Annotated in this window: 21 protein-coding genes; 11 read left to right on the top strand and 10 right to left on the bottom strand. The window is 39.7% G+C overall.

The genetic code is table 11. The annotated features are described in order from the left end of the window. The first annotated feature begins 120 nt into the window (after positions 1 to 120). Together ACF8OV_RS10030 and ACF8OV_RS10025 are read left to right on the top strand one after the other, a co-directional pair. On the top strand, positions 121 to 1,065 hold the full coding sequence (locus ACF8OV_RS10030) for a glycosyltransferase (RefSeq protein ID WP_317676001.1): 945 nt from the start codon (positions 121 to 123) through the stop codon (positions 1,063 to 1,065). A gap of 50 nt (positions 1,066 to 1,115) precedes the next feature. Continuing rightward, positions 1,116 to 1,721 (top strand): DapH/DapD/GlmU-related protein, encoded by a 606-nt coding sequence (locus tag ACF8OV_RS10025; RefSeq protein ID WP_203504526.1) that lies wholly within the window; start codon positions 1,116 to 1,118, stop codon positions 1,719 to 1,721. Here the strand turns inward: ACF8OV_RS10025 and ACF8OV_RS10020 are convergent. The 10 genes from ACF8OV_RS10020 to ACF8OV_RS09975 form a co-directional block, all read right to left on the bottom strand. Next, on the bottom strand, positions 1,718 to 2,821 hold the full coding sequence (locus ACF8OV_RS10020; RefSeq protein ID WP_203504528.1) for a glycosyltransferase: 1,104 nt from the start codon (positions 2,819 to 2,821) through the stop codon (positions 1,718 to 1,720). The genes ACF8OV_RS10025 and ACF8OV_RS10020 overlap by 4 nt on opposite strands. Positions 2,822 to 2,873: 52 nt before the next feature. Continuing rightward, on the bottom strand, positions 2,874 to 3,590 hold the full coding sequence (locus ACF8OV_RS10015) for a glycosyltransferase family 25 protein (protein WP_020904338.1): 717 nt from the start codon (positions 3,588 to 3,590) through the stop codon (positions 2,874 to 2,876). 14 nt (positions 3,591 to 3,604) lie between these two features. Next, on the bottom strand, positions 3,605 to 4,876 hold the full coding sequence (gene waaA / locus ACF8OV_RS10010) for a lipid IV(A) 3-deoxy-D-manno-octulosonic acid transferase (protein ID WP_140098320.1): 1,272 nt from the start codon (positions 4,874 to 4,876) through the stop codon (positions 3,605 to 3,607). After that, a complete protein-coding gene (gene waaF / locus ACF8OV_RS10005; protein WP_203504530.1) occupies positions 4,870 to 5,928 on the bottom strand; it encodes a lipopolysaccharide heptosyltransferase II in 1,059 nt (352 codons plus the stop codon). The genes waaA and waaF overlap by 7 nt, the downstream gene beginning before the upstream one ends. Then, positions 5,925 to 6,914 carry a lauroyl-Kdo(2)-lipid IV(A) myristoyltransferase gene (lpxM, locus tag ACF8OV_RS10000; RefSeq protein WP_025499288.1) on the bottom strand — a complete coding sequence of 330 codons (990 nt, stop codon included), beginning with the start codon at positions 6,912 to 6,914 and terminating at the stop codon, positions 5,925 to 5,927. The genes waaF and lpxM overlap by 4 nt, the downstream gene beginning before the upstream one ends. Before the next feature lie 134 nt (positions 6,915 to 7,048). Next, the gene (gene rfaD, locus ACF8OV_RS09995) at positions 7,049 to 7,990 is read right to left on the bottom strand and encodes an ADP-glyceromanno-heptose 6-epimerase (protein ID WP_021451714.1); all 942 of its coding nucleotides are present in this window, start codon (positions 7,988 to 7,990) and stop codon (positions 7,049 to 7,051) included. A gap of 148 nt (positions 7,991 to 8,138) precedes the next feature. Next, positions 8,139 to 10,331: a YjbH domain-containing protein gene (locus tag ACF8OV_RS09990; RefSeq protein ID WP_025499289.1), complete on the bottom strand. Its 2,193-nt coding sequence runs from the start codon at positions 10,329 to 10,331 to the stop codon at positions 8,139 to 8,141. Continuing rightward, positions 10,328 to 11,086, bottom strand: coding sequence for a capsule biosynthesis GfcC family protein (locus tag ACF8OV_RS09985; protein WP_025499290.1), 759 nt, complete (start codon positions 11,084 to 11,086; stop codon positions 10,328 to 10,330). The genes ACF8OV_RS09990 and ACF8OV_RS09985 overlap by 4 nt, the downstream gene beginning before the upstream one ends. Beyond that, positions 11,083 to 11,763, bottom strand: coding sequence for a YjbF family lipoprotein (locus tag ACF8OV_RS09980; RefSeq protein WP_140268596.1), 681 nt, complete (start codon positions 11,761 to 11,763; stop codon positions 11,083 to 11,085). The genes ACF8OV_RS09985 and ACF8OV_RS09980 overlap by 4 nt, the downstream gene beginning before the upstream one ends. 67 nt (positions 11,764 to 11,830) lie before the next feature. Beyond that, a complete protein-coding gene (locus ACF8OV_RS09975) occupies positions 11,831 to 12,058 on the bottom strand; it encodes a hypothetical protein (RefSeq protein WP_025499292.1) in 228 nt (75 codons plus the stop codon). Positions 12,059 to 12,461: 403 nt separating this feature from the next. Between ACF8OV_RS09975 and ACF8OV_RS09970 the strand changes: the two genes are divergently transcribed. The 9 genes from ACF8OV_RS09970 (at position 12,462) to ACF8OV_RS09930 (ending at position 22,297) form a co-directional block, all read left to right on the top strand. Beyond that, entirely contained in the window at positions 12,462 to 12,980 is a 519-nt protein-coding gene (locus ACF8OV_RS09970) for an outer membrane beta-barrel protein (RefSeq protein ID WP_203504532.1), read from the top strand. Positions 12,981 to 13,044: 64 nt separating this feature from the next. Further along, positions 13,045 to 15,747 carry an SLBB domain-containing protein gene (locus ACF8OV_RS09965; RefSeq protein ID WP_203504534.1) on the top strand — a complete coding sequence of 901 codons (2,703 nt, stop codon included), beginning with the start codon at positions 13,045 to 13,047 and terminating at the stop codon, positions 15,745 to 15,747. Positions 15,748 to 15,847: 100 nt separating this feature from the next. Then, positions 15,848 to 16,858 carry a Wzz/FepE/Etk N-terminal domain-containing protein gene (locus tag ACF8OV_RS09960; RefSeq protein WP_029786799.1) on the top strand — a complete coding sequence of 337 codons (1,011 nt, stop codon included), beginning with the start codon at positions 15,848 to 15,850 and terminating at the stop codon, positions 16,856 to 16,858. A gap of 16 nt (positions 16,859 to 16,874) precedes the next feature. Beyond that, positions 16,875 to 18,146: an O-antigen translocase gene (locus tag ACF8OV_RS09955; RefSeq protein WP_025500289.1), complete on the top strand. Its 1,272-nt coding sequence runs from the start codon at positions 16,875 to 16,877 to the stop codon at positions 18,144 to 18,146. A gap of 26 nt (positions 18,147 to 18,172) precedes the next feature. After that, a complete protein-coding gene (rfbA, locus tag ACF8OV_RS09950; RefSeq protein ID WP_005428136.1) occupies positions 18,173 to 19,039 on the top strand; it encodes a glucose-1-phosphate thymidylyltransferase RfbA in 867 nt (288 codons plus the stop codon). 1 nt (position 19,040) lies between these two features. Then, positions 19,041 to 19,451 (top strand): FdtA/QdtA family cupin domain-containing protein, encoded by a 411-nt coding sequence (locus ACF8OV_RS09945; RefSeq protein WP_025500292.1) that lies wholly within the window; start codon positions 19,041 to 19,043, stop codon positions 19,449 to 19,451. After that, a complete protein-coding gene (locus ACF8OV_RS09940; RefSeq protein WP_025500293.1) occupies positions 19,438 to 19,968 on the top strand; it encodes a GNAT family N-acetyltransferase in 531 nt (176 codons plus the stop codon). Before ACF8OV_RS09945 ends, ACF8OV_RS09940 begins: the two co-directional genes overlap by 14 nt. Continuing rightward, on the top strand, positions 19,965 to 21,068 hold the full coding sequence (locus ACF8OV_RS09935) for a DegT/DnrJ/EryC1/StrS aminotransferase family protein (RefSeq protein ID WP_129830443.1): 1,104 nt from the start codon (positions 19,965 to 19,967) through the stop codon (positions 21,066 to 21,068). Before ACF8OV_RS09940 ends, ACF8OV_RS09935 begins: the two co-directional genes overlap by 4 nt. Positions 21,069 to 21,148: 80 nt before the next feature. After that, positions 21,149 to 22,297 (top strand): glycosyltransferase, encoded by a 1,149-nt coding sequence (locus ACF8OV_RS09930; protein ID WP_203504536.1) that lies wholly within the window; start codon positions 21,149 to 21,151, stop codon positions 22,295 to 22,297.

Raw genomic sequence — 22,297 nt, 5'->3', positions numbered from 1 at the left:
TCAGCTATTACTATATCGAAGGTGATAGCTGATTATCTATATAAAAGTTATTGTTTTTAGGTGAATGGAATTTAAAGTTTTATGTGTATCTAAGGATGAATTTGCACTAGAGAAATTACAATGAATAAAATTATTGACGATATGATTGTCGCAATATTTTGCTATAATCAATCTGCATATATTGAAGGCGCTATCAAATCTATATTTAATCAGACGGTTTGGCCTAAAAAGCTGTACATTTTTGATGATTGTTCACCCGATGATACCGAGACGGTGATTGAAAAAACACTCATGGAAAAGCCAGAAGGGCTTAATATTGAGTTTATTAAAAATGAATGTAATGTTGGCCTCGTCTCTCAATTTAATAAATTGAAAGGGATGTTTAATGATACGCTGATAGTTGTTCAGGCCGGTGATGATATGTCTAAGCCACAACGACTTGAAAAACAATATCAAGCCTGGAAAGAGCAGAGAGATGTTAAGCTCATTTTGTCGCAGTTTGACAAGATTGATGAACATGGCAACTTTGTTTCTGGCAGAGATGAAGGTGAAGTTTTTGATGACTCTTATCAATCAATTATCGAGCGTCAAGTTTTACCAGCAGGCTGTACCGCAGCGATTGACTCATCATTGTTTAATGATTTTCCGGAAATTGATAAAAAAGTTATCAACGAAGATCGAGTATTTATCTTCAGAAGTCGATTAAAAGGAAAAAGCATTAAGTTAATGGAGTCATTAATTGACTATCGATATGATGTTGGAATTAGTGCCTTAAAACAAAGAACAAAAGAAGAATTCATCAATAAATGGAAAGTGATGTATGAAAGAGAGTTAATTGATTTACGGATGAATATAAAAGATGCTAAGGCTGTAGGAAATACAGAGGTAGTTAAAGCTCTAGATGAAAAACATCTGTTTGTGGAAATATTAAGAGCTCTCTTTAGTAGAGAATTTGATAGTAAAGCTCAAGCATGGAAGGCTTACTTTTCCCGAGGTGTTAAGTTAAGTCGATTGTTTAAATTCAATAGAAGAGTAAAGAAGTATTTCAGAAACTCTAGTTGTTGAGCGGGATTGCTAGTTACTTCTGTCATTGAGCTTTAGGTGGTAATGTTGGTATGAGATATCTAATTATTAAAAAAATAATAGCCAAATACAGAAAGTTTTCTTTATGTATATACCGGAGAAAGTTCTTATTTTATGCGTTATTTAGGGAAGGTCAGACAGAAATTGGGAGGGATATTTCTATTAGTCAGCCTATCAAGATTGTGGGTAAAGGAAGGGTTAGTATTGGTGATGGTGTTCGTTTGGGTTATGACACATCTCCACAATTGCGACTTTCAGAAGTATATATAGAAGCCCGAGGCGAAGAAAGTACTATTGAAATCGGTCGAAATGTGATGATTAACAATGGTAGTGCCGTTATTGCCGATAAATCCTCTATACATATAGGTGATGAAACATTAATTGGTCCCGGTTTTATGTGTTTGGGGAGTAATTTTCATCCACTTTCTCCTGATAAAAGAAAGACATCAGATTACACATGTAAGCCAATCATAATCGGTCGAAATGTTTTCATTGGTGCAAATGTGACTATTCTGCAAGGCGTTGAGATCGGAGATAACAGTGTTATTGGCGCTGGTTGTTTGATATCACAGAATGTTGAAAAGAACAAAATAGTGAGGGCAAATGCCCCCATAATAGAAACTCTTAATATTGATTAGCGGTGTTGTTTAATTAGTTTATAGTATTGGCGGCTCATAAAATTAAGAGAAAATTCTTCTCGTAGCGGGGTGGTAAAATCCTTGGGAGAGTTATAAAGCTCAATGATTTTATCTCTCAGACTTGATGTGCTTACTTCACTGAGGCAGTGTTTAAAATTTTCTCCGAAGATCTCTCTGGGGCCGCTATTACAATCGGTTGAAATCACCGGCGTTCCTAAGGCGATGGATTCTAATAATACTGTCGGTAGCCCCTCATAATCTGATGATAGGATAAAACCACTCGAGTTTGCTATCCATGGATAAGGGTTGCTCACAAAGCCGGGCATATGGATTCGCTTGTCGGCACCTTCCATCTGCGCCATCAGATCGTGTATTTCATTAGTTCGGTGCGAATACTCACCGAGTAGAACCAAATCTACGTCTTTGATGTTTGCCTCCAAGTATGCGCGTACTAAACGATCTTGTCGTTTTGCACGGCTAAAGTTGCCCACATTGATGAAGTATTTTTTACTTGGCAATTGAGTGGGTTCCTGTGCGTAACGCTCAAGCGCCTGTTGGCATACCGCATTATAGATCACACTTGTGTTGGTTAGCTTAAAGTTTGTTTTTAAGTCTTCTTCAACCCCTTTTGATACACAGATAATATTTAAACCTTTGTACAGAGAGCGCAGCTTATTTCTTCTAAGTAAACGCTTTAAACCCGTTGAGTTGCTAAGCTTATCGTGGGATAGAGTACTGTGAATGACATGAAAAGTATTATTAAATTCACTGTGTCTCATGATCTTTGATACTGTATCTTGATGACACAGTATCAGTTCTGGTTCAGACGTGGTTATGTTGTTTTTAATATAATCAACAATCAGTTTTGATTTTGACTTTTCGCTAATTCGAAGGTTTAAAGAGTTTCTAATAGTTGTGTCTACATGGTGTATCTTAACACTATTTGAAATTGGTATAAGGCTTTCGTACGGTTTGATTGTAATGATATGTACATCACAGTCATCATATTGACTCAAGCCATCGCTTAATTGGCACACTACTTTTTCAACACCACCGCCTTTTAAGTGTGGCATGATAGATATGATGGTTTTTTTTCTCATAACCGTTCCATAACGAGTAAAATGTTAAAGTGGAAAAATGTATATATTGAAATTATTTGGCTCGTTGATTATATTCTTTTTGTTTCCATTGTTTGAAAACCCTATACCATTCGATATATATTTTGTTTATCCAGCTTATATTTGATTTAACTTTTCTCTTACCTATAGTCGAAGCCGTATTGCTGCGTGATACTAAAGGAGGAAAGTAACTGTAAATGGTTTGATTTGTTCGCCACTCATTATCCATGAAGTCATCAACCGGTTCGAAAAAACCATCGATCTGTTTGAGGTATCTTTCTGCTGTTGTGGGCGTTATAGCGTAAGCAGAGGTTCCACAAGCACCTTTCAGGTTTGCTATTAGTTTGTATTTTCCATCTATCTTGGCTATATCTACGTGTTTTCGCTCAAAAATATTACCAAGCTTCACTAAACCATATTGCTCTGTAAGCTTTTCTATGTTTTCCAGCTGCTCATGCAGGTGACCAAGTAGTTCAATATTATCTTCAAGAATTAAAATTGGTTCTTGTATTTTTACACAATGTCGCCAAAGAGCAATATGGCTTGCCCAGCAACCTAACTCCGGAACGGTTAGCTGATAGCCTTTGTACTTGCGCGTTTTCTGCGCATCGTAAAGGGTGTATATAAAGTGGTTCGGATCTTTCTTTATGTTTTCGGCGTCAAAAAACTCAAAGTTAATAGATGATAGCACTTGGGTCATATGCTCTCGACGCTCAACAGATTCTTTGAGATTTATTACGTATGTTTTCATGGTTATGGACATTGTTATGAGTGCTCTTCTATCCCTTTTAGAGTCTTGTTCAAAGCTCCCGCGTTACCGGCAACAAACGCGGTTGTTTTTTTACTGAGAGCAAAACGGTGGTTATCGTCACGGAGTAGCGAGGTGATGAACAAAGAAAGCTGCTGGCTGTTCTCGATGAGCATGATTGCATCTTGGTGGCGCATTGCTTTCACGATTTCTGTGAAGTTATAGTAACTTGAACCGATAACAACAGGTATGCCTAAAGCGGCTGGCTCTAAAACGTTGTGCCCACCGATCTTATCTCCAACTAGGCTACCACCCATAAAGCAGATGTCTGCTGCACCAATCAATACGAGCATTTCACCCATTGTATCGCCTAGGTAAATCTGAGTTGTGTTTTCTGCAGGTTGCTTTTCTGTGCGACGGACAGTTTCAAAGCCTTGTTTTTTACAAAGAGCGAAAACATCGTCAAATCGTTCCGGATGACGAGGAACTAAAATGAGTAGAGCATTTGGATGAGATTCTAAAATCTGCTTATGTGCCTCTAATACCTGTTCATCCTCGCCTTTATGCGTACTCGCTGCAATCCATACTGGGCGGTCTTTTCCAAGTTGCGCTCGAAGTGCTTTGCCTTGTAGCTTCACGTGATCTGAAATTTGAATATCAAATTTAATCGAGCCCGTGACCGATAGCTTCTCTTTATTGACGCCTAAGCGTTCAAATCGCTCTGCATCAGAATCCGTTTGACAAAGTACTTGCGTCAAGCATGGATGAAGTTGGTTAAAAAGCCATTGGACTTTTGCGTAATTTTGACAGGATTTTTCTGATAGCCTAGCGTTAACTACGGTGATCGGAACATTGGCTTGTTTGACGACGTGGAGCGTATTTGGCCACAGTTCTGTCTCTATAATCAGCATTTTCTCTGGCTGTATTGCCTTTAGGAAGCTTTTTACAGCAAAGCCAAAGTCTATTGGCATATAGCGGTGTTCAACTAAATCACCCAACTTGGCTATTTGTTCCGCACCAGTGCTCGTGGTTGTTGTGACAACGATAGGTTGCTCTGGATATTGCTGTTTGAGTTCCTTGATTAGAGGTGTTGCCGCGATGCTTTCGCCTACAGAAACAGCATGAATCCAAATTGGACGCTGATGCGTTTTTAACTGTGGGGTTATTCCAAAGTGTTCTTTCCATCGCCCACCAAATTTGGGTTTATTGGGTTTGCTTTTATATAAGCCCAATAAAAGAAATGGTGAGGCAAGCGCTAACAGTGCCGTATAAATAATTCGAATTAACATGAAATAGTCGCAATGGCTTCGAGCTTCTGGATGCTATCTAGGACTTGTTTTGGCGATAGCTCAGTCAAGCATTTCAAATGTTGGTATTGGCACTCACGCTTGAAACATGGTCGGCAGTCGATATCGGTATGAACCATTTCAACTTTTTCAGCCAGTGGTGGTGTGTACTTTGGTGATGTTGAGCCATAAACAGCAACGACATTACAACCTACAGCGGCTGCTACATGCATTAAGCCTGAGTCATTTGCGACCACCGTTTTACATGCAGCAAGAAGATCGACCGCTTCAATTAAACTGGTTTGCCCTGCTAGAACATGAATGTGTTCATGGAACTGTGTTGGAACAAGTGCACGGATATTGTTACAAGTCTCTAGGTCTTTTTGAGAGCCAAACAGCCATACTTGATGGCCGGCTTTGCACATCTGTGCAGCAACTTCGGCATAGTGTGTTTCCGGCCACTTTTTCGCTGGGCCAAATTCTGCACCAGGACATAGACCAACAGCTGGTCGTTTTTGATCTAAATTGAATTTATTGATGGTTGTTTGCTGTTCTTCTTTATTGATCGACAGGCTAGGGCGAGGCAGAGTATCCAATCCTCCAAGAGAGGATGAATCAACCATTTCTGATTTAGAGTAAGCGAGAGCCACATAACGCTCAACCATGTATTGGAAGGATTTCATATTTGGACGCAGGTCATTCAGAATACCGTAGCGCATCTCTCCTTTCCATCCTGTACGCAGAGGTATGTTCGCAAACCAAGGAATCAGCGCTGATTTCGCTGATTTTGGCAGAATATAAGCGTGGTCGTATTGCTTTTCACGTAATGATTTACCAATCTCTCTGCGGCCTAATAAATTAAACTCACCATGGCCTATCGGCATCTCGATTGCTTGGTGAATTTCTGGCATACGCTCAAGAATAGGCTTACACCAGCCGGGTGCAATAACATCAATTTGGCTTTCCGGGTGCAGTTGCTTTAGTGTGATGTAAAGAGATTGGGACATCACCATATCACCAACCCATGCTGGGCCAATAATTAGAATTTTTTTCATTTTTCAACTTGCCAGTCAGTGTTGTATCTCGGCTTAAAGAGATTGTAATAATTGTTGCCGTCTTCTTGTGAATGCAATAGCTGTAGCACCCACATATATTGTTCTGGTTTATCACCGACGAAGTATTCAATAGCTTCGTTACAGGTGCGGGCGTCTTGTTCTTCGCCTTTATCCAGCTCAAACGCCGGTAAAATCTCAATATCAAACGTACCATCTTCAGTGTTCATCGACGCAAATAGAGGCAGTACTTTTGAGCGTGATAGTTTCGCTATTTTGCCTAAACCAGGTAGCGTTGCTTTACGTGTAGCAAAAAAATCGACAAATACACTATGCTCTGGGCCGTGATCTTGATCGGGTAGGTAATACCCTATATAGCCATCTCGAATGGATTTCAGAAAAGGCTTAATGCCACCTGAGCGTTCATAAACACGACCACCGTATTGAACTCTTTGCTTGTGCATCAGCCAGTCAGCAACATCATTCTTTTGTTTCTTCGCCATTGCAGAAACTGGCATTCCCATTGAAGCGAGCAAGATAGCAGGCACATCAATAGCCCAGGAGTGGGGAACCATTAAAATCACATTTTCGTTGTTATCAATGTGCTGTTGTAAAATGTCTAGGCCGCGAATTTGGCAGCGACTCTGAAGCCATTGAGGAGAACGCAAACTCAGCAACCCAAAACGAAAAAAGAACATGGCTGCTGTGTAGAGTGTTTTTTCAATTAAGGCTTCGCGCTCTTGAAACGTCTTTCCAGGGAAGCATAATTCAAAGTTGACTCGAGCCCTGTGAGCTGGCCCTTTATGAGATTTAGATAACTTTTTAGCTATTGTTTTGGCTAGCCACTTTTGGGCGCTAAGAGGCATTAAGGCTAGCGGCAAAAAGAGTATTACACCTAACCAAGTTCCCCAATACTTAGGCGACAAAAAATGACGCTCAAATTCAGGGTTATATGCTTTGGAGTCGTAGTCGTCACGTTTTGCTGTCATGGCGTGTCTAGTTACCTATCCGTCTTGATTTACTCGTATGAGAGCAAGGTGATAAAAATAAGATAGTAGAGATGATACAGGCTATTGGAATGGAGTAAAGGTGGCAACAAGTGATGCTACCACCTAAATGATGCTTAACTGTTTTGGATAGTTAAGTATTCGGCAACGCCTTCAGCAACCGTCTTGAACTCAACATCGCAACCGGCAGCGCGTAGCTTGGTAAGGTCTGCTTGCGTGAACTCTTGATAGGCACCTTTTAGATGCTCTGGGAAAGGAATAGTTTCAATCTCGCCTTTTCCATGATGGGCAATGACCGCTTTTGCTACTTCTTCAAAAGATTCTGCACGACCAGTACCACAGTTGAAGATGCCAGAAACACCATTTTCAAGGAACCACAGGTTTACTTTACATACATCACCAACGTAAACGAAATCACGCTTAAAAGACTCGCTACCTGCAAACAGTTTTGGATTTTCACCTGCGTTTAGTTGGTTGTTCAGATGGAACGCAACAGATGCCATGCTGCCTTTGTGATCTTCACGTGGGCCATATACGTTGAAGTAACGGAAGCCGGTGATTTGAGAAAGGGTTTCACCATGTTCTTCAGCGTCTTGCCATAGACGACGAACGTAGTTATCAAACTGCTGTTTCGAGTAACCGTATACATTTAGTGCGCCTTCGTATTCGCGTTCTTCTACGAAAGTATCTGTATCGCCGTAAGTGGCTGCGGAAGAGGCGTACAGGAATGGAATTTCACGATCTAAACAGTAATGAAGCAGCTCTTTAGAGTACTCGTAATTGTTTAGCATCATGTATTTACCATCCCACTCTGTCGTTGCAGAGCAAGCGCCTTCGTGGAAAATTGCCTCAATCGGACCAAAATCATCGCCCGCCATAATTTGGGTCAGAAAGTCGTCACGATCCATGTAATCTGTGATGTCCAGATCAACTAAGTTCTTAAACTTTTTGCCATTTTTTAGGTTGTCGACAACCAAGATATCGTTAATACCAGCTTCGTTTAGTGCTTTAACAATGTTGCTGCCGATCATGCCAGCGCCACCAGTTACGATGATCATAGAACTTCCACCATAGATTAAAATTTTCTCTGGAATTCTAGCAAGAAACGAAAAGTAGCGCTATTGGAAGCCGGAAGATAGGTTTTAATCTTCTATGAGCCAGTATCTAGACATGAAAAAGGGAGCCGTAGCTCCCTTGATTACTTTATTATTCCACATCCGAACGGTTAGGTCTTTGGTACCAAGGATTTCGTTCGTCGGTTAACTCAATTAAGCTGTATTTACGGCCGAGCTTCTGCCCTCCGTCACGAGTAAGAGGCTGCCAGCTAAAGTTCGCACGATTGTTACTTGGCTTAACGGTCATGATGTCAAACGGAATAGACAAGTAGAAGCCTTTGGTAAAGCTACCTTCACCAAATTCATCCGCAGACAAGTCTGTAAATGAGGCAAAGGCGCCAGCAATGACGCCACTCTTGAACTGCTTAGAAACATTGATTTGTGTACCTACATCACCGGCTAGGAACTGACCAACATCGACTTGGATCATCAAATCTTGTAGGAAATCCCATTGAGGGTAGTAGTAACCAGATACAAAACCAGTGAAGCCTTTATCAATAACTTGGAACGGACGTCCATATTCTGGCACGTTTTGCCATTTCTCATCGTAAACACCGAAGTAACTTTGTGGATCACGTTGAGAAATTAAGTTGACGTCAGCGCCAATCGCCCAGTTAGCTCCTTGTGGACGGTAAAGAAACTCGGTACCGACTCCAGCAAACATGCTTTCCAGATAACCCGCGTAGAATTGTTGAACCATGGTATCTGTGTACTCTTGGAACCAAGTCAATTGGAGGTTTGACATGGTTACCACATGTTCATTTTGGTAAGCGCGGAACATGGTACGAACGCGAGGAACAGTAGTCCCATCAGGTGGAGTGACATAGATAAACTTATCGTAGTTATTATACCAGTCCCAGTATAACGAACCGCCAATTTCAAGGTTGTCCGTCAGCCAGTATGACGCATTACCGCTTAGCCCTACACTAAAGAGATAGAAATCTTCAGCGCTACCAAGAGTTTGAACAAGCTTAGGTGCAAAGCCCCAATCAAAGCGCTCAAAGTCATCGTAAGCTGGCTTACCTTTTGGTTTTTCGCTCGAGGTTGACGTTGCATCTTCAATAGCTGGAGTGATGTAGTTTACTTCTGCAAAGTCACGATATTTCTCTTTAGAAATAACCGTTTGTTCGCCGATCAAACCACGGCTACGCTCATTGATTGTATAGGTATCGATGTGTGTTGGCATCTCGTTGTAAAGGACTGCCGCTGCTTTTTCATGAGCTTCGTTGCGATCACGATACTTTTTCTGTTCGCCAACAACGGAAACCGTATTACCGTTTACGAAAACTTGAGTTTGTTTGTAACCTGCAATTTTGTCTAAATCTTCTGTTACACGTTTCCAATCAACATCAGACAATTCTTCGGGCTGGTTATCTTCGACTTCTGGTGTTGGTGTGTCTCGCCAGAATGATGGCATGTCATTGAAATTAGTGTTTAGCGTTAAGCCCGCGACCAAAGTATCGCCGCGTTCATAACTTAAACGAAAGTCGGCCATTCCTAGACGGTAGAGCACACCAAAGTTCCATGGCGTGTGCGGGGTCATATTAATTCCGCCACGGACATAAGGTAACTCTTGACTATAATCGTTACTGTCGTACTCTAATTTCAACCTTAGTGGCTTATGCAACGTTTGGTATTCAATACCTCCAAAAAGAGCTGTAGGACCTTTAAACCATCGTTCAAAGTCAACACTTCCTCCGTTTCCATTATAATCAGATGGTCTAGTACAATAAGCAGAAGACAATTTACATGCTGGGTTTGAGATGTTATTGCGCATTCCCAATGACCCCCAACCAATACCTAAAGTTAAGTCTAAAGAGCCAACGTTTGAGTTTGAAAATCTTTTTGTTGCGGCGATGTATTCTGAGTCAAATAGCCCTGTGCCTGAAAAGTCTCTGATTCCTATAGATAGCTCAGGTACATGTGAGGATTCTTCTAAAAGTCGGATTTTAAAGTCAATGCCTTTGTCGGTGAAATCATTAGTTACGTCAGGTAGTGTTGATGAGTATGGAATATTGGGAACTCGAGTGTAGCGGAGCGTCGTTTCTAACCATGGCAACACTTGAAGAGTTACATTGTAAAAAAGGTATTCATCGCTACTAGTGATAGAAAAATTGAATTCACCTTCTGGAGCCATACGTCCTGTTGGCATTTGCATTAAACCAACACCACCAAAGTCTGATTGAGACGGCTGTAAAGCAGGAGCCTCAAAGGGCATGTCTTGAGCCCAAACCAATGCAGGGCCCATTAAAGAAAGGGTTAAGCTTTTTCTAATTGGCATCATTGTGGTCTCTTTGTGGAATTTGGTATCAGTTGGGTGAGTAGGCGGACAATATCTTGGTCCATTTCGGAGTATTCAATATTACCAAATGGGACATATACCAATGTCAGAGGTGGTAAGTAATATTGTGTTGTTAACCAAGCTCCGTGATGCGGTTTAACTACATGACCATCTGGGTAGATCAACACTGGCGGCGTTGATAACGTACCAATGTTACTTTTCAAATTCTTTATTTGTCTCTGCAAAGGGATGCCTGCTTGGTCTTTCACGGAATACACGCTATTTAGGTTTCCCAAGTAATACACTTTTTCTTCGCGTAGAGGGCTTGCTAGAAGGGCATTGCCATACAAAATCGGATTTTCGAATTTGTTTAGTCGAACTTTATCAACATCGATCGCAGACAGTAAGCGTGGTGCAAAGCTTTGCTTCTGAATAAACTTGTAGAATGGGTGTGCAATCAAATTGTGCTGAATCATTTGATTGAGTACCGAGTTCTTTAAAGCGGTAGAGGTTTTCTCAGCACGATCCGATTTGTCAAACAAGGTCGTACCAAGAGAGTATTGTAGTGAAACATTTTGCTCGATGGCGAGTGCTAACACACTTTCTAAACGAGCTGGCCCTTGGAATCGTAGCTGTTTGCCCACTTCCGGCAACTCAACATTTAATGGTTGTGTAGTAGAGGTTTCTGTTTTAGCGAAGCTGTGTGTGCTCAAAAGCGGCATAACCAAAATGAATAATGTGAGTAGTCGCTTGCTCATGATTTGCTATACCCTTTTAAAATAGTTAACTCAACCGGAATCATATTTGGCCCTAAATACTGTAAGGTTTTGACAACCTGACCTTGTTCATCTACCCAATAGTAGTTTTCGACAGACTGAGAAAGGCTATTAAACTCAACAATTTCTTTATATACGTCGGCCATGGTGTTAGAAATAGGTGTTGTTAACGTTTCTTGGCCTGAGTAAGAGCGCGTTACATTTGCAGGAAAACCATAACGGTATTGTGTTGCCCAATCGTATGAGAGTGTGAAGTTGACAGAGGCCGAGTTTGGAGAAAAATCTGGTACATCACCATAAACGCCCACTAAGTCTCCATTTTGTAGTCCAATCGTTTTGACGATATGTCCATTTTCCGTAACGATCATTGCTTTATCGGCGCTTACCCATTTTAATTGTTTTTTACCGCTGAGTGGGTTTCGTTCCGCGAAAGCTAAAACAACAAACACCTGTTTTTGATTTCCAAGTTTCAAGTAGGCACTGGCATATGGAACAGCATTTATTTCTTCTGGGGTCATCTCTACATCGATGTAGTTACCGTATGCTTCTTGGACTGTGGCTGATACATCATTGAACTTTTGTGTACAACCAAAGAGTAAGGCGAATAGCGGAAGAGTGAGGAGTGGGCGTATCCATTTAGACGTTCGGAAGATATTCATTATTCCCTCTTACAAATAAAATCGCCCTGAGTCATTCAGGGCGATTATCTTTATCTACAAAACGAAATTAGTTTGTAGAAGTAGAAGTAGAAGTAGAAGTAGATGTTGAAGTAGATGTTGAGTCGCTATCTGACGCTGCAACTGCTACTACAGTTACTGCTGCTGCCGCACCTACTGCTACAGCTGTTGTGCCTGTTGCAGATGCAGAAGCTGCGCCTGCTGAACCTGCTTCTTCTGCTGCAAATGCAGTTGATGCGCTTAGAGCCATAAGAATAGCTAGAGCTGTATTCTTCATTATTAATCCTTGTATATCCGGTATAAAAACATCGATGTTTGGTAGCATAAAAAATGCTCCAAATTATATTTTAGATAAAAAAGCCTTAGCATGTAAATAGTTTCTTATTTTGCTATAGCTTACTATCTCATTTCTAACACCAATGTGACATTGTGTGGTTATCTTGCTCCCTTGCTTGCTGATAAACTATCAAGAGTGCATAATTTGTCGGCCTATTTCCTCCAGACTAGAGGTTTGGAGGAAATAGGTCGTTTTTACTTACACCATATAGAAAGCGATACAGTGGCTTACGCTCAACGCCTCAGGGCGGTAGCGTGCCAATTCTTCAGTATTTAATGGCCTGCATAGCACGCTTAACTTTGCTTTGGCAGCCCATATTATTACCAGTACTAGGGACTTTTACGTGATAAGAAAGCAGCATTGTTTAGGAATACTTAGTGCACTGGGCTTAAGCCTGAGTTCTTTTTCAGCGTCAGCCGATTTTTATGCTGGTGCGTTAGTGAGCTACTCAAATGCAGAATTGAAAAGCTCGTCTTCTGAGTCCGTAAAAGAGGGAAGCCCTTTTCTTCTTAGTGCGCAAGTAGGTTACTTCTTTAACGATTACATTGGTTTAGAAGGACGCTATGGGACATCAGTTCAACGTGACAGTGGTCTTGCCGTTGATAGTTTTTTGAGCGGCTTTGTTAAGTTGAATATGCCAGTTTCAGAGCGAGTTGCACTTTATGGTTTAGCTGGGTATTCAAGCGTTCAGCTTAATCTACAAAATGTAGGTTCTCACAAAGAACAAGGATTTAGTTTTGGGTTAGGTATGCACTATGCTTTAAATAACAAAAGCGCGGTGATATTTGAGTTCGTTGATAACGTCTCTGAAGACCAGTTTCGCCTTAACTCGATTACACTGGGTTTTCAGCACCGATTCTAATTTAAATACCTAGAGCTCAAACTTGGGGCTAGGGTTTTTTATTCAATTATTATAGTGACATACCATGTTTAAAGGATATTTCTCTATTGCCGCTTTTATATTGGCAAGTACGTTTGCGTCTTATTCGATAGCACAAACACCCACTCCAGAACAAATCAAAATGTTTCAAAATCTACCCGCCGACCAACAACAGGCCTTGGCGAGTAAATATGGTTTCTCCATTCCTTCTAGTTTATCTTCAAACAAGTCTCCTTACGAAAACCCGCAAGTAATCAAACCTAGAGCTGAATCTAGTGGCGCTGTATCTTCCAATATCGAAGAACAATGGCTCAAAAAAGGTGAGCAGGAAGAGCTTAAACGTTTTGGTTTAGATCTTTTTGCTGGTTCTCCAAGCACTTTTGCTCCGATCAGTGATGTTCCTGTGCCAGCAAATTACACCGTGGGTGCAGGTGATGAAATCATTGTGCAGTTGTTTGGTAAGGAGAATGAAACGCATCGTTTACGCGTAAATCGTGCGGGCACAATCAACTTCCCCTCACTTGGGCCGGTAAATGTTGCTGGCATGCACTTTTCTGATGTTCGAGACTCTCTGACGCAACGTGTAAAAGAGCAAATGATTGGTGTGCGCAGTGATATCTCATTGGGTGAATTACGCACCATGCAAGTGTTTGTCATGGGTGATGCATATAAGCCTGGAGCCTACACGGTTAGCGCATTAACGACAATTTCACAAGCTATTTATTACAGCGGCGGTTTTGGTGAAAGTGGGGCGCTGAGAGATATCCAGCTAAAGCGTGATGGTAAAATCATTCGTAAGTTGGATATGTATGACCTTTTACTAAAAGGTGATGCAAGTAATGATGTGCGCTTACTACCGGATGATGTTGTTTTAATTGGTTCTGTTAACGATACAGTGTCTATAGAAGGCGAGATCAACCGTCCGGCAATTTATGAAGTCAAGGCCGGTGAAACTTACCAACAACTTATTCAGATGGCCGGTGGTTTTACTGCGAATGCTTATGTCGAGCAGTTGGAGATAAAACGCTACGCTTCACATGGCGCTCGTGAGGCTTTGACGCTTGATTTCAATAAAACGCAAGATCGACAGAGTAAAGTTAAAAATGGCGACTCCATCAAGATCTTGAAAAAAAGCGAAGAGCTTACTCGTTACGTGCAGATAGAGGGGGATGTTCGTCATCCTGGCTATGTGGAATGGCGCAATGGCGTTCGTGTTGCCGATCTTTTCAAATCTGTTGACTCGGCTTTTAATTCTACAGCTGATGTTAACTATGCCGTTGTGGTAAGAGAGATTAATCCACAGCGTGATATTGAAGTGTTTCAACTAAGTTTAGCCAACGCAATTCTATCACCAGGTAGCCAAGACAACCTCCAGTTACAATCACGAGATCGTATATTGGTTTTCAACCGCTTTAATAACGAAGATTTGGATACATTGGCAACACAAGAGGCTGTTTCAAAAGCAAAAACATTGGAGCAAGCGCAAGAGCAAGCTGAGCTGGAACAACAGAAAGAGCAAGAAGTGATGAGCTCTTCTGTTGCCGTTTCGCATTCAGAAAACGGTATGCTGAACAACCAGAACGCCACAGAGCAGGCGAAACCAGCTAAAATCATTTTCCGTGGTAAAGAGATTACAGAGGAAGGCTTTGAAAAGCTGAAGCAAAATACTCGTCGCACTTTACTTGCCCCTGTGTTGTTACAACTTCAGCAACAGTCTCGTTTGGGGCTAGCTCCTCAAATTGCTGAAGTCTTTGGTGAAGTGAAGCACCCAGGACGCTACCCGATCACTCCAAGAATGACGGTATCAACACTTATTGAAGCTGCTGGTGGTTTGACTTACAACGCATTCACAATTAATGCAGAACTAGCACGAACAGCGATTAATAGTGCGGATGAGCGTGCGTATATTGATGTTGAACGCATTGATTTACGCAAAGCAATACAAGGCAGTGTTTCAGACGATGCAATTATCGTGGGCCGAGATCGTTTGAACATCTTAGAAAAGCCAAATGTGAAGCTACAAAGCACAGTAACGTTACAGGGTGAAGTTCGTTTTCCTGGAACTTATACGGTTCGCCAGGGGGAAACCTTGAGTGAATTACTTGAACGTGCTGGTGGTTTAACTGAATTTGCACACCCACAAGGTGCTATCTTTACTCGTGAAGCGTTACGCCTTCAAGAGCAAAAGCTTTTAAACCAATACGCAGCAGATATGCGAGCAGAGACTGCGAAGAAAACATTCCGTGCAGACAGTAATATGGGCTCAGTGATCTCAGACCCAGATAAAACACTGAAGTTTGTTGAAGAAGCAAGTCGCAGCAAAGCACTTGGCCGTATGGTGGTACAGTTAAATCTCATCTTAAAGGGGGAGCGTTCAGCAGATTTTATGCTAGAAGATGGAGACTTCCTCTTTGTCCCGACCTTCCGTAATACAGTATCGATTATGGGTGAAGTGCAGGTTCCAATTACTTACTTGTTGGACAACAAACTTAATGTCGATGATTATCTTAACAAAGCCGGTGGTGCCAAGAAGCAAGCGGACGAAGATCGTATCTTTGTCGTACGAGCTGATGGTTCAGTTTACAAACCATCCTCTGGTTATTGGTTTGGAAATAACAAAGAAGAACTAAAAGCTGGCGATACTATTGTTGTGCCAATTGATACCGACTACCGTGATGCGTTAAGCACCTGGACTGCTGCTACACAGATCCTTTACCAAACGGGTGTAGCGATAAATGCGTTGAAATAACCTGAACAAGGCTCTAGTACATTGTATTAGAGCCTTTTCGCCAATCTCAGGGTGAGTAACACGATTTCGTATCGGTGAAATTATTAATCCAGAATTAGAAATGAACATGAATCAAGATAAACATCCTCAAGTGGCTTCACCAAGCTCGCGGTTTGATCTAAGTGATGATCTAAATCAATCAGTTGATATTAGAGAAATATTAAAAGCCATTTACAGTGGCAAACTATATATTACGTTTGTGACGATAGCTTTTTGTATACTGTCTGTTTTTTTCGCGTTGAGTCGTCCAGATATATATCAAGCAGATGCTCTCCTTTCTCCTGCTGAAAACTCGAGTAGCAGTAGTTTATCTCAGATGGCTGGTCAATTTGGCGGTATCGCAGCTCTTGCTGGGGTCAACTTGAATGCAGGCGAATCTTCTCAAACTGAGCTTGCAGTACAGGTAATGCAATCGAGGAAGTTTATCGAGTCTTTTATTAGTAAGCATGATTTGTTAATCCCCATAATGGCAGTGAATAATTGGGATATAGGTAGTGGTTCTCTTAATATAGACGCTGACATTTATAATGAAGATACTAAAGAATGGTTGCGAGACTCGAAAGGACTGAGAGTTGCTAAGCCTAGCACTCTTGAAGCTTATGAAATCTTCATTAAAGATATTTTCCAAGTGGCTCAAGACAAAGATAGTGGACTTTATCGTATCACTGTAAATTACTACTCCCCTTATGTAGCCAAAGAATGGGTTGATTGGTTGGTGGCCGATATCAATGAAGTGATGCGAAACCGAACAATTGAAGAAACGACTAAGAATTTGAAGTACTTGAGTGACCAGTTAGTTAAAACACCAATTACCGAAATGCAGAGTACATTTTATAAACTTATAGAAGAGCAGACGAAAAGCTTGATGCTTGCTGAGGCTCAAGAAGAGTTTGTGTTCAAAGTGGTCGATCCTGCAGTCGTTCCTGAGCTTAAAAGTAAACCGAAGCGTTCATTAATAGTGATTGTAGGAACATTTATGGGCTTTATGTTGGGCTTAGCTTTAGTTCTTATCCGCTATGCTATTGTAAAGAATCGTTCTGAAAGCAGTGAAATAAATCAAGGTAATTATTAGTTTATGGCTATATATTATGAATTTGATTAAGACTTCTTTATTGAGCTTTATAGCGACAGCAGTTAAATTACTTTCCGGACTAATAATAAATAAAGCAGTATCAATTTTTATAGGACCGTCTGGGTTAGCAGTCATTGGCCAGTTTCAAAATGCTCAAGGCATTGTACGAACTTTAGCTCAAGGAGGTATTAACTCTGGCGTTACTAAATATACAGCTGAGTTTCATGAAAATGGAGAAAAAAAACATGAACTATGGAGTTCATCGTTAAAGATAACTGTATTTTTTAGCGTTATAGTTAGCTTGCTATTATTTTTATTTTCTAGTTATTGGTCTCATTTGATCTTTGGCAGTTATGATTATCAGTATGTGTTCGTTGTATTTTCTATTACAATGATCATGTATTCAATAAATCAATTGCTGTTATCAATTATTAATGGTTTGAAAGAAATTAGAAGATTCATATCTATAAATGTAATTCAAAGCATATATAGCCTTATTTTTACCACTGTTTTGATAGTATTTTTCCAGTTGGATGGTGCGTTAATTGCCATGGTAACTAACCAGTCGGTAATATTTCTAATACTCTTGTGGATGTTGAGAGGCCATAGAGAGATTTGTTTTAAGAATTTTATCTTACCGATTAGTTCAGAGGTTTGTGTAAAACTCAGTAAATATACTCTGATGACATTAGTATCAACTGCTGCTGTTCCTTTATCAATGATGTACATTAGGAATTACTTGGGCGAAAACTTATCATGGGATGAAGCTGGTTATTGGCAAGGTATGTACTACATATCAACAATGTACTTAATGGTAATTACAACAGCATTAGGAACTTATTACCTTCCTCGTCTTTCAGAAATAAAGGATAGATTTGAACTAAGGAAGGAGCTCCTAAATGGTTATAAAGTTATACTTCCAATCTTAGCCATTCTTTGTGTTTCCATATACCTTCTTAAAGACTTCATAGTTTGGTTATTGTTTTCCGAAGACTTTTATCCAATGCTCTCACTATTTAAATGGCAATTAGTAGGGGATTTTTTGAAAATTAGTTCATGGTTGTTAGCATATTTAATGTTGGCAAAAGCTATGACTAAAGTCTATGTTTTAACGGAAATATTTTTTGCAATAACATTCATTTTGTTTAGCATTTATTTTGTTAGCTCTTATGGTTTGATTGGGATGAGTTACGCATTTGCTACAAACTATTTTTGTTATCTAATTGCTATGATTTTTATAATGAATAAGTATATTTTCATTAAAAGTTCTAGCATCTCCAATAATTAAATTTTAATTACATAATAGAGAAAATAATGAAAGGAATTATTCTAGCAGGTGGGTCAGGGACTCGCCTTTATCCAATAACACGAGGTGTGTCTAAGCAGTTATTGCCGGTATATGATAAGCCCATGATTTATTATCCGCTTTCAGTGCTGATGTTAGCGGGAATACGTGAAATTCTCATTATAACGACGCCAGAAGATCAAGATGGCTTTAAACGCTTGTTGGGAGACGGGGCTGATTTTGGGCTTTCATTAGAGTTTGCGGTACAACCTAGCCCTGATGGCCTTGCACAAGCTTTTATTATCGGTGAGCACTTTATTGGTGACGAGTCAGTATGTTTAGTTCTTGGCGACAACATTTTTTATGGTCAAGGGTTTACACCAATATTGAGACAAGCGGCAAATAGAGATGTTGGAGCTACCGTTTTTGGTTATCAAGTAAAAGATCCTGAGCGGTTTGGTGTTGTTGAATTTGATGAAAATATGAAAGCTGTCTCAATTGAAGAAAAGCCGCTAAAACCAAAGTCAAATTTTGCAGTTACTGGTTTGTATTTTTACGATAATGATGTTGTTGAATTAGCGAAGAAAGTGGAACCCTCTGAGCGAGGCGAGCTAGAGATTTCAAGTTTGAACCAAATGTATTTAGACCAAGGTAAGTTAAATGTTGAATTGCTCGGAAGGGGATTTGCATGGTTGGATACTGGCACCCACGCAAGTCTTCACGAAGCTTCTTCGTTTGTAGAAACTATTGAGAATGTTCAAGGCTTAAAAGTCGCTTGTCTTGAAGAAATCGCTTTTCGTAATGGTTGGTTGTCGAAAGAAAAATTAAAAGAAGCAAGTCAACAGCTGTCTAAGAATGACTATGGTAGATACTTATCAGAACTTTTGGATGAATAAGATGAGTTTGATAAAGTTAATAAACTTTAATGTTATTGGTGATGCTCGAGGTAGCCTAGTAGCTTTAGAGCAGAGCAAAGATATCCCTTTTGATATCAAGAGAGTTTACTATCTGTATGGTATGCAGAGCTGCGTTCCTCGAGGTTTCCATGCACATAAAGATACAGTGCAAGTAGCGGTCTGTTTGAACGGAAGTTGTGAGATTCTGATGGATGATGGAATAACTAAGGAAACAATCACCTTAAATTCTCCTTCTCAAGGTCTCCTCATTGATGTGATGCAATGGCACGAAATGTATAACTTTTCAGAAAACTGCATATTAATGGTAATGGCAAACGAAGTGTATAAAGAAAGTGACTATATTCGCAATTATGACGAGTTCTTAAAGGAGATTGAGAATGTCAACAATTAACCTTGAATCTAAAACTATCCGAATTCGTTTTGTTGAGGTATCAGACGCCGAATTTATTTTATCGTTGAGAACGGACGACAAATACAATAAGTATCTTTCTAAAGTTGAAAGTGATGTAGAGCAACAAAAAGCGTGGATAGAGTCTTATAAGCGTCTGGAAAAGGAAGGAAAAGAGTATTATTTCATTATTGAAAGAATTGATGGGACCCCATGTGGTACCGTCCGTGTTTATGACATAAAGCCAGACTCTTTTTGTTGGGGTAGTTGGATTCTGAATGAAAGCAAAACAAAATATGCAGCGTTAGAAAGTGCATTCCTTGTATATGACTTTGGCTTTTCCGTTCTAGGGTTCAACCAATCTCATTTTGATGTAATGAAAGAGAACAAGAAAGTCGTTTCATTTCACGAGAAAATGGGAGCTGTAAAAGTTGGAGAGTCTGATGATAGCTACCAATATATCATTCAAAAACACGCCGTTGAGCAAATGAAAAATAGGTTAAAGAGTAAGTTAATATGATTCCTTTTCTAGATCTGAAAAAAATCAACTCAAATTATAGAGATGAGCTTGTTGAAGCTTGCGCGAAAGTTATTGACTCAGGTTGGTACATCATGGGTCAAGAGCTTAAGCAATTTGAAGAAGAGTTTGCTGAACATTGTGGTACAAAGCATTGTATCGGTGTCGCAAATGGCTTGGATGCGCTGACTCTGGTGTTGAGAGCATGGAAAGAGCTAGGAAAATTGAGTGCAGGCGACGAAGTTATTGTACCTGCAAACACTTACATTGCTTCAATATTGGCAATCACAGAAAACGACCTAGTGCCAGTCATGGTCGAGCCTGATGCTGATACTTTTAATTTGACGGCTAAAGCGATTGAAAGTGCTCTCACATCAAAAACGAAAGCAATTTTGCCTGTCCATTTATATGGTCAAATCTCGCCAATGGATGAAATCAATGAGATAGCACAATCTCACAATTTACTAGTACTTGAAGACTGCGCTCAATCACATGACGCAGAACTTAATAGTAAAAAAGCTGGTAGTTGGGGGCATGCTTCTGCATTTAGCTTTTACCCAGGAAAAAACTTAGGTGCTATGGGAGATGCTGGTGCAATTCTCACAGATGATGATGAGTTATTTGAAGTTGTTAGTGCATTAAGAAATTATGGCTCACACAAAAAGTATGAAAATAAGTACCAAGGAGTCAATAGCCGTCTTGATGAAATTCAAGCAGCTATGCTGCGAGTGAAACTTCGTCACTTGAAAGAAGAAACAACACAGAGAAGAGCAGTTGCGAAACGTTATCTTACAGAAATATCAAATGTATTTATTTCATTGCCGAAAGTAGAACGTGACCAATCTCATGTTTGGCACTTATTTGTAATTAAAACTCCTTACAGAGAAAAATTCCAGAAGCACCTAGAAAGTGAAGGTGTGATGACACTTGTTCATTATCCAATTCCGCCTCATAAACAAATGGCATATAAGAGTATGGATATGTTGAGCTTACCTCTAACGGAAGAGTTGCATGAACAGGTACTAAGTCTACCAATAAGCCCTGTTATGACAGAAGAAGAAGTTTCAGCGGTTATCAAAGCAGTCAACAGCTTTGAGGTGTAAAACTAAAGAGGGGGCGTACGGAAATTCCGTAAGCCCTTTTTTGTTTTTAATACAATTTACAGGAAATTTGGATTGTTAGAATGAGAGTTCTTTTATTGGGTGAATACTCTGGTGTTCATACAAACTTAGCAATGGTTCTTAAGGAGCTAGGGCATGATGTTATAACCGTTTCTGATGGTGATGGCTTCAAGTCATTTCCACGCGATGTAGACCTTTCATTTTCACCTTGGTATAAAAAATTAGGCATATCAATTATCTTAGATTGGCTAGGGCTTAAAGGTACTGCACATTTTTTCAAGCGTAGAAAAGTACTATCTAATTTAAATGATATTGATGTTATTCAATGTATAAATACAGCTTCAATTTGTAGTTATTCATCATTAGCCAATTATCTCGTGCTAAAAACGATTATCTCTTCAAATCCAAACGCGAAAGTGTTTCTGTGTGCGTTAGGAGACGATCGTACTTGGGTTAATTATTGCCTAAACAAAAAGAACAAATATAGTTACTTTGATAGGCTAAAACTAAATAATATTAAAAATTATTTATTTTCTCTCAAATACTTATATGCGATTGGATATAAGCAATTGGATCAGTATGTGATTGAAAAGTCAGAAGCTATCATTCCTGGGCTATTAGATTATTATAATGCTTACTCAGATTGTAAAAAAGTGTCTAATATTATTAGGATACCAATATCTAAGGAACAACATTCAAACGCATATGATGTTAAAAAGGAATTAGAGAACAGCTCCAATAAAGATAAAGAAATAATAAATGTCTTCCATGGATGGCAAATAGGAAAGGATTTAAGAAAAGGAAATGATGTTCTTGATAGAGTCGTTAAAAAAATCAAAGAAGATCATGTTCGAGAAATCGAATACAATGTAATTCAAAATGTACCGTACAATGAATATGTGCGTTGTTTTGATAAAGCTGATATATTTCTTGATCAAGTATATAGCTATGATCGTGGTGTAAATGCTATATTAGGTATGGCTAACGGAAAAGTGGTCGTTTCTGGATTTGAAAGCGAAAAAAGCTTCGATAAGCCAATAGGAATTAATGCAGTTCCTGATGAGTCAGAATTATATACATCGATAAATGAACTAATATTAAACCCGGTTAAATTAAGAAATATAAAAATTAATGCGGTCGAGTTTATAATTCAAAATCATGAACCGGAGAAGATAGCGCAAGAATACTTGCTACTTTGGGGTTCAAAATAA

The organism is Vibrio sp. GLN_1 (assembly GCF_043106015.1).
Classification (GTDB): domain Bacteria; phylum Pseudomonadota; class Gammaproteobacteria; order Enterobacterales; family Vibrionaceae; genus Vibrio; species Vibrio parahaemolyticus.
Note: the sequence above shows the minus strand (reverse complement) of the source record. Positions and strands in the feature narration are given on the sequence as shown.

Bases quoted from the DNA above. Each gene is read 5' to 3' on its own strand.
- ACF8OV_RS10030 (WP_317676001.1), top strand. From the start codon at position 121: ATGAATAAAATTATTGACGATATGATTGTCGCAATATTTTGCTATAAT.
- ACF8OV_RS10025 (WP_203504526.1), top strand. From the start codon at position 1,116: ATGAGATATCTAATTATTAAAAAAATAATAGCCAAATACAGAAAGTTT.
- ACF8OV_RS10020 (WP_203504528.1), bottom strand. From the start codon at position 2,821: ATGAGAAAAAAAACCATCATATCTATCATGCCACACTTAAAAGGCGGT.
- ACF8OV_RS10015 (WP_020904338.1), bottom strand. From the start codon at position 3,590: ATGAAAACATACGTAATAAATCTCAAAGAATCTGTTGAGCGTCGAGAG.
- waaA (WP_140098320.1), bottom strand. From the start codon at position 4,876: ATGTTAATTCGAATTATTTATACGGCACTGTTAGCGCTTGCCTCACCA.
- waaF (WP_203504530.1), bottom strand. From the start codon at position 5,928: ATGAAAAAAATTCTAATTATTGGCCCAGCATGGGTTGGTGATATGGTG.
- lpxM (WP_025499288.1), bottom strand. From the start codon at position 6,914: ATGACAGCAAAACGTGACGACTACGACTCCAAAGCATATAACCCTGAA.
- rfaD (WP_021451714.1), bottom strand. From the start codon at position 7,990: ATGATCATCGTAACTGGTGGCGCTGGCATGATCGGCAGCAACATTGTT.
- ACF8OV_RS09990 (WP_025499289.1), bottom strand. From the start codon at position 10,331: ATGATGCCAATTAGAAAAAGCTTAACCCTTTCTTTAATGGGCCCTGCA.
- ACF8OV_RS09985 (WP_025499290.1), bottom strand. From the start codon at position 11,086: ATGAGCAAGCGACTACTCACATTATTCATTTTGGTTATGCCGCTTTTG.
- ACF8OV_RS09980 (WP_140268596.1), bottom strand. From the start codon at position 11,763: ATGAATATCTTCCGAACGTCTAAATGGATACGCCCACTCCTCACTCTT.
- ACF8OV_RS09975 (WP_025499292.1), bottom strand. From the start codon at position 12,058: ATGAAGAATACAGCTCTAGCTATTCTTATGGCTCTAAGCGCATCAACT.
- ACF8OV_RS09965 (WP_203504534.1), top strand. From the start codon at position 13,045: ATGTTTAAAGGATATTTCTCTATTGCCGCTTTTATATTGGCAAGTACG.
- ACF8OV_RS09960 (WP_029786799.1), top strand. From the start codon at position 15,848: ATGAACATGAATCAAGATAAACATCCTCAAGTGGCTTCACCAAGCTCG.
- ACF8OV_RS09955 (WP_025500289.1), top strand. From the start codon at position 16,875: ATGAATTTGATTAAGACTTCTTTATTGAGCTTTATAGCGACAGCAGTT.
- rfbA (WP_005428136.1), top strand. From the start codon at position 18,173: ATGAAAGGAATTATTCTAGCAGGTGGGTCAGGGACTCGCCTTTATCCA.
- ACF8OV_RS09945 (WP_025500292.1), top strand. From the start codon at position 19,041: ATGAGTTTGATAAAGTTAATAAACTTTAATGTTATTGGTGATGCTCGA.
- ACF8OV_RS09940 (WP_025500293.1), top strand. From the start codon at position 19,438: ATGTCAACAATTAACCTTGAATCTAAAACTATCCGAATTCGTTTTGTT.
- ACF8OV_RS09935 (WP_129830443.1), top strand. From the start codon at position 19,965: ATGATTCCTTTTCTAGATCTGAAAAAAATCAACTCAAATTATAGAGAT.
- ACF8OV_RS09930 (WP_203504536.1), top strand. From the start codon at position 21,149: ATGAGAGTTCTTTTATTGGGTGAATACTCTGGTGTTCATACAAACTTA.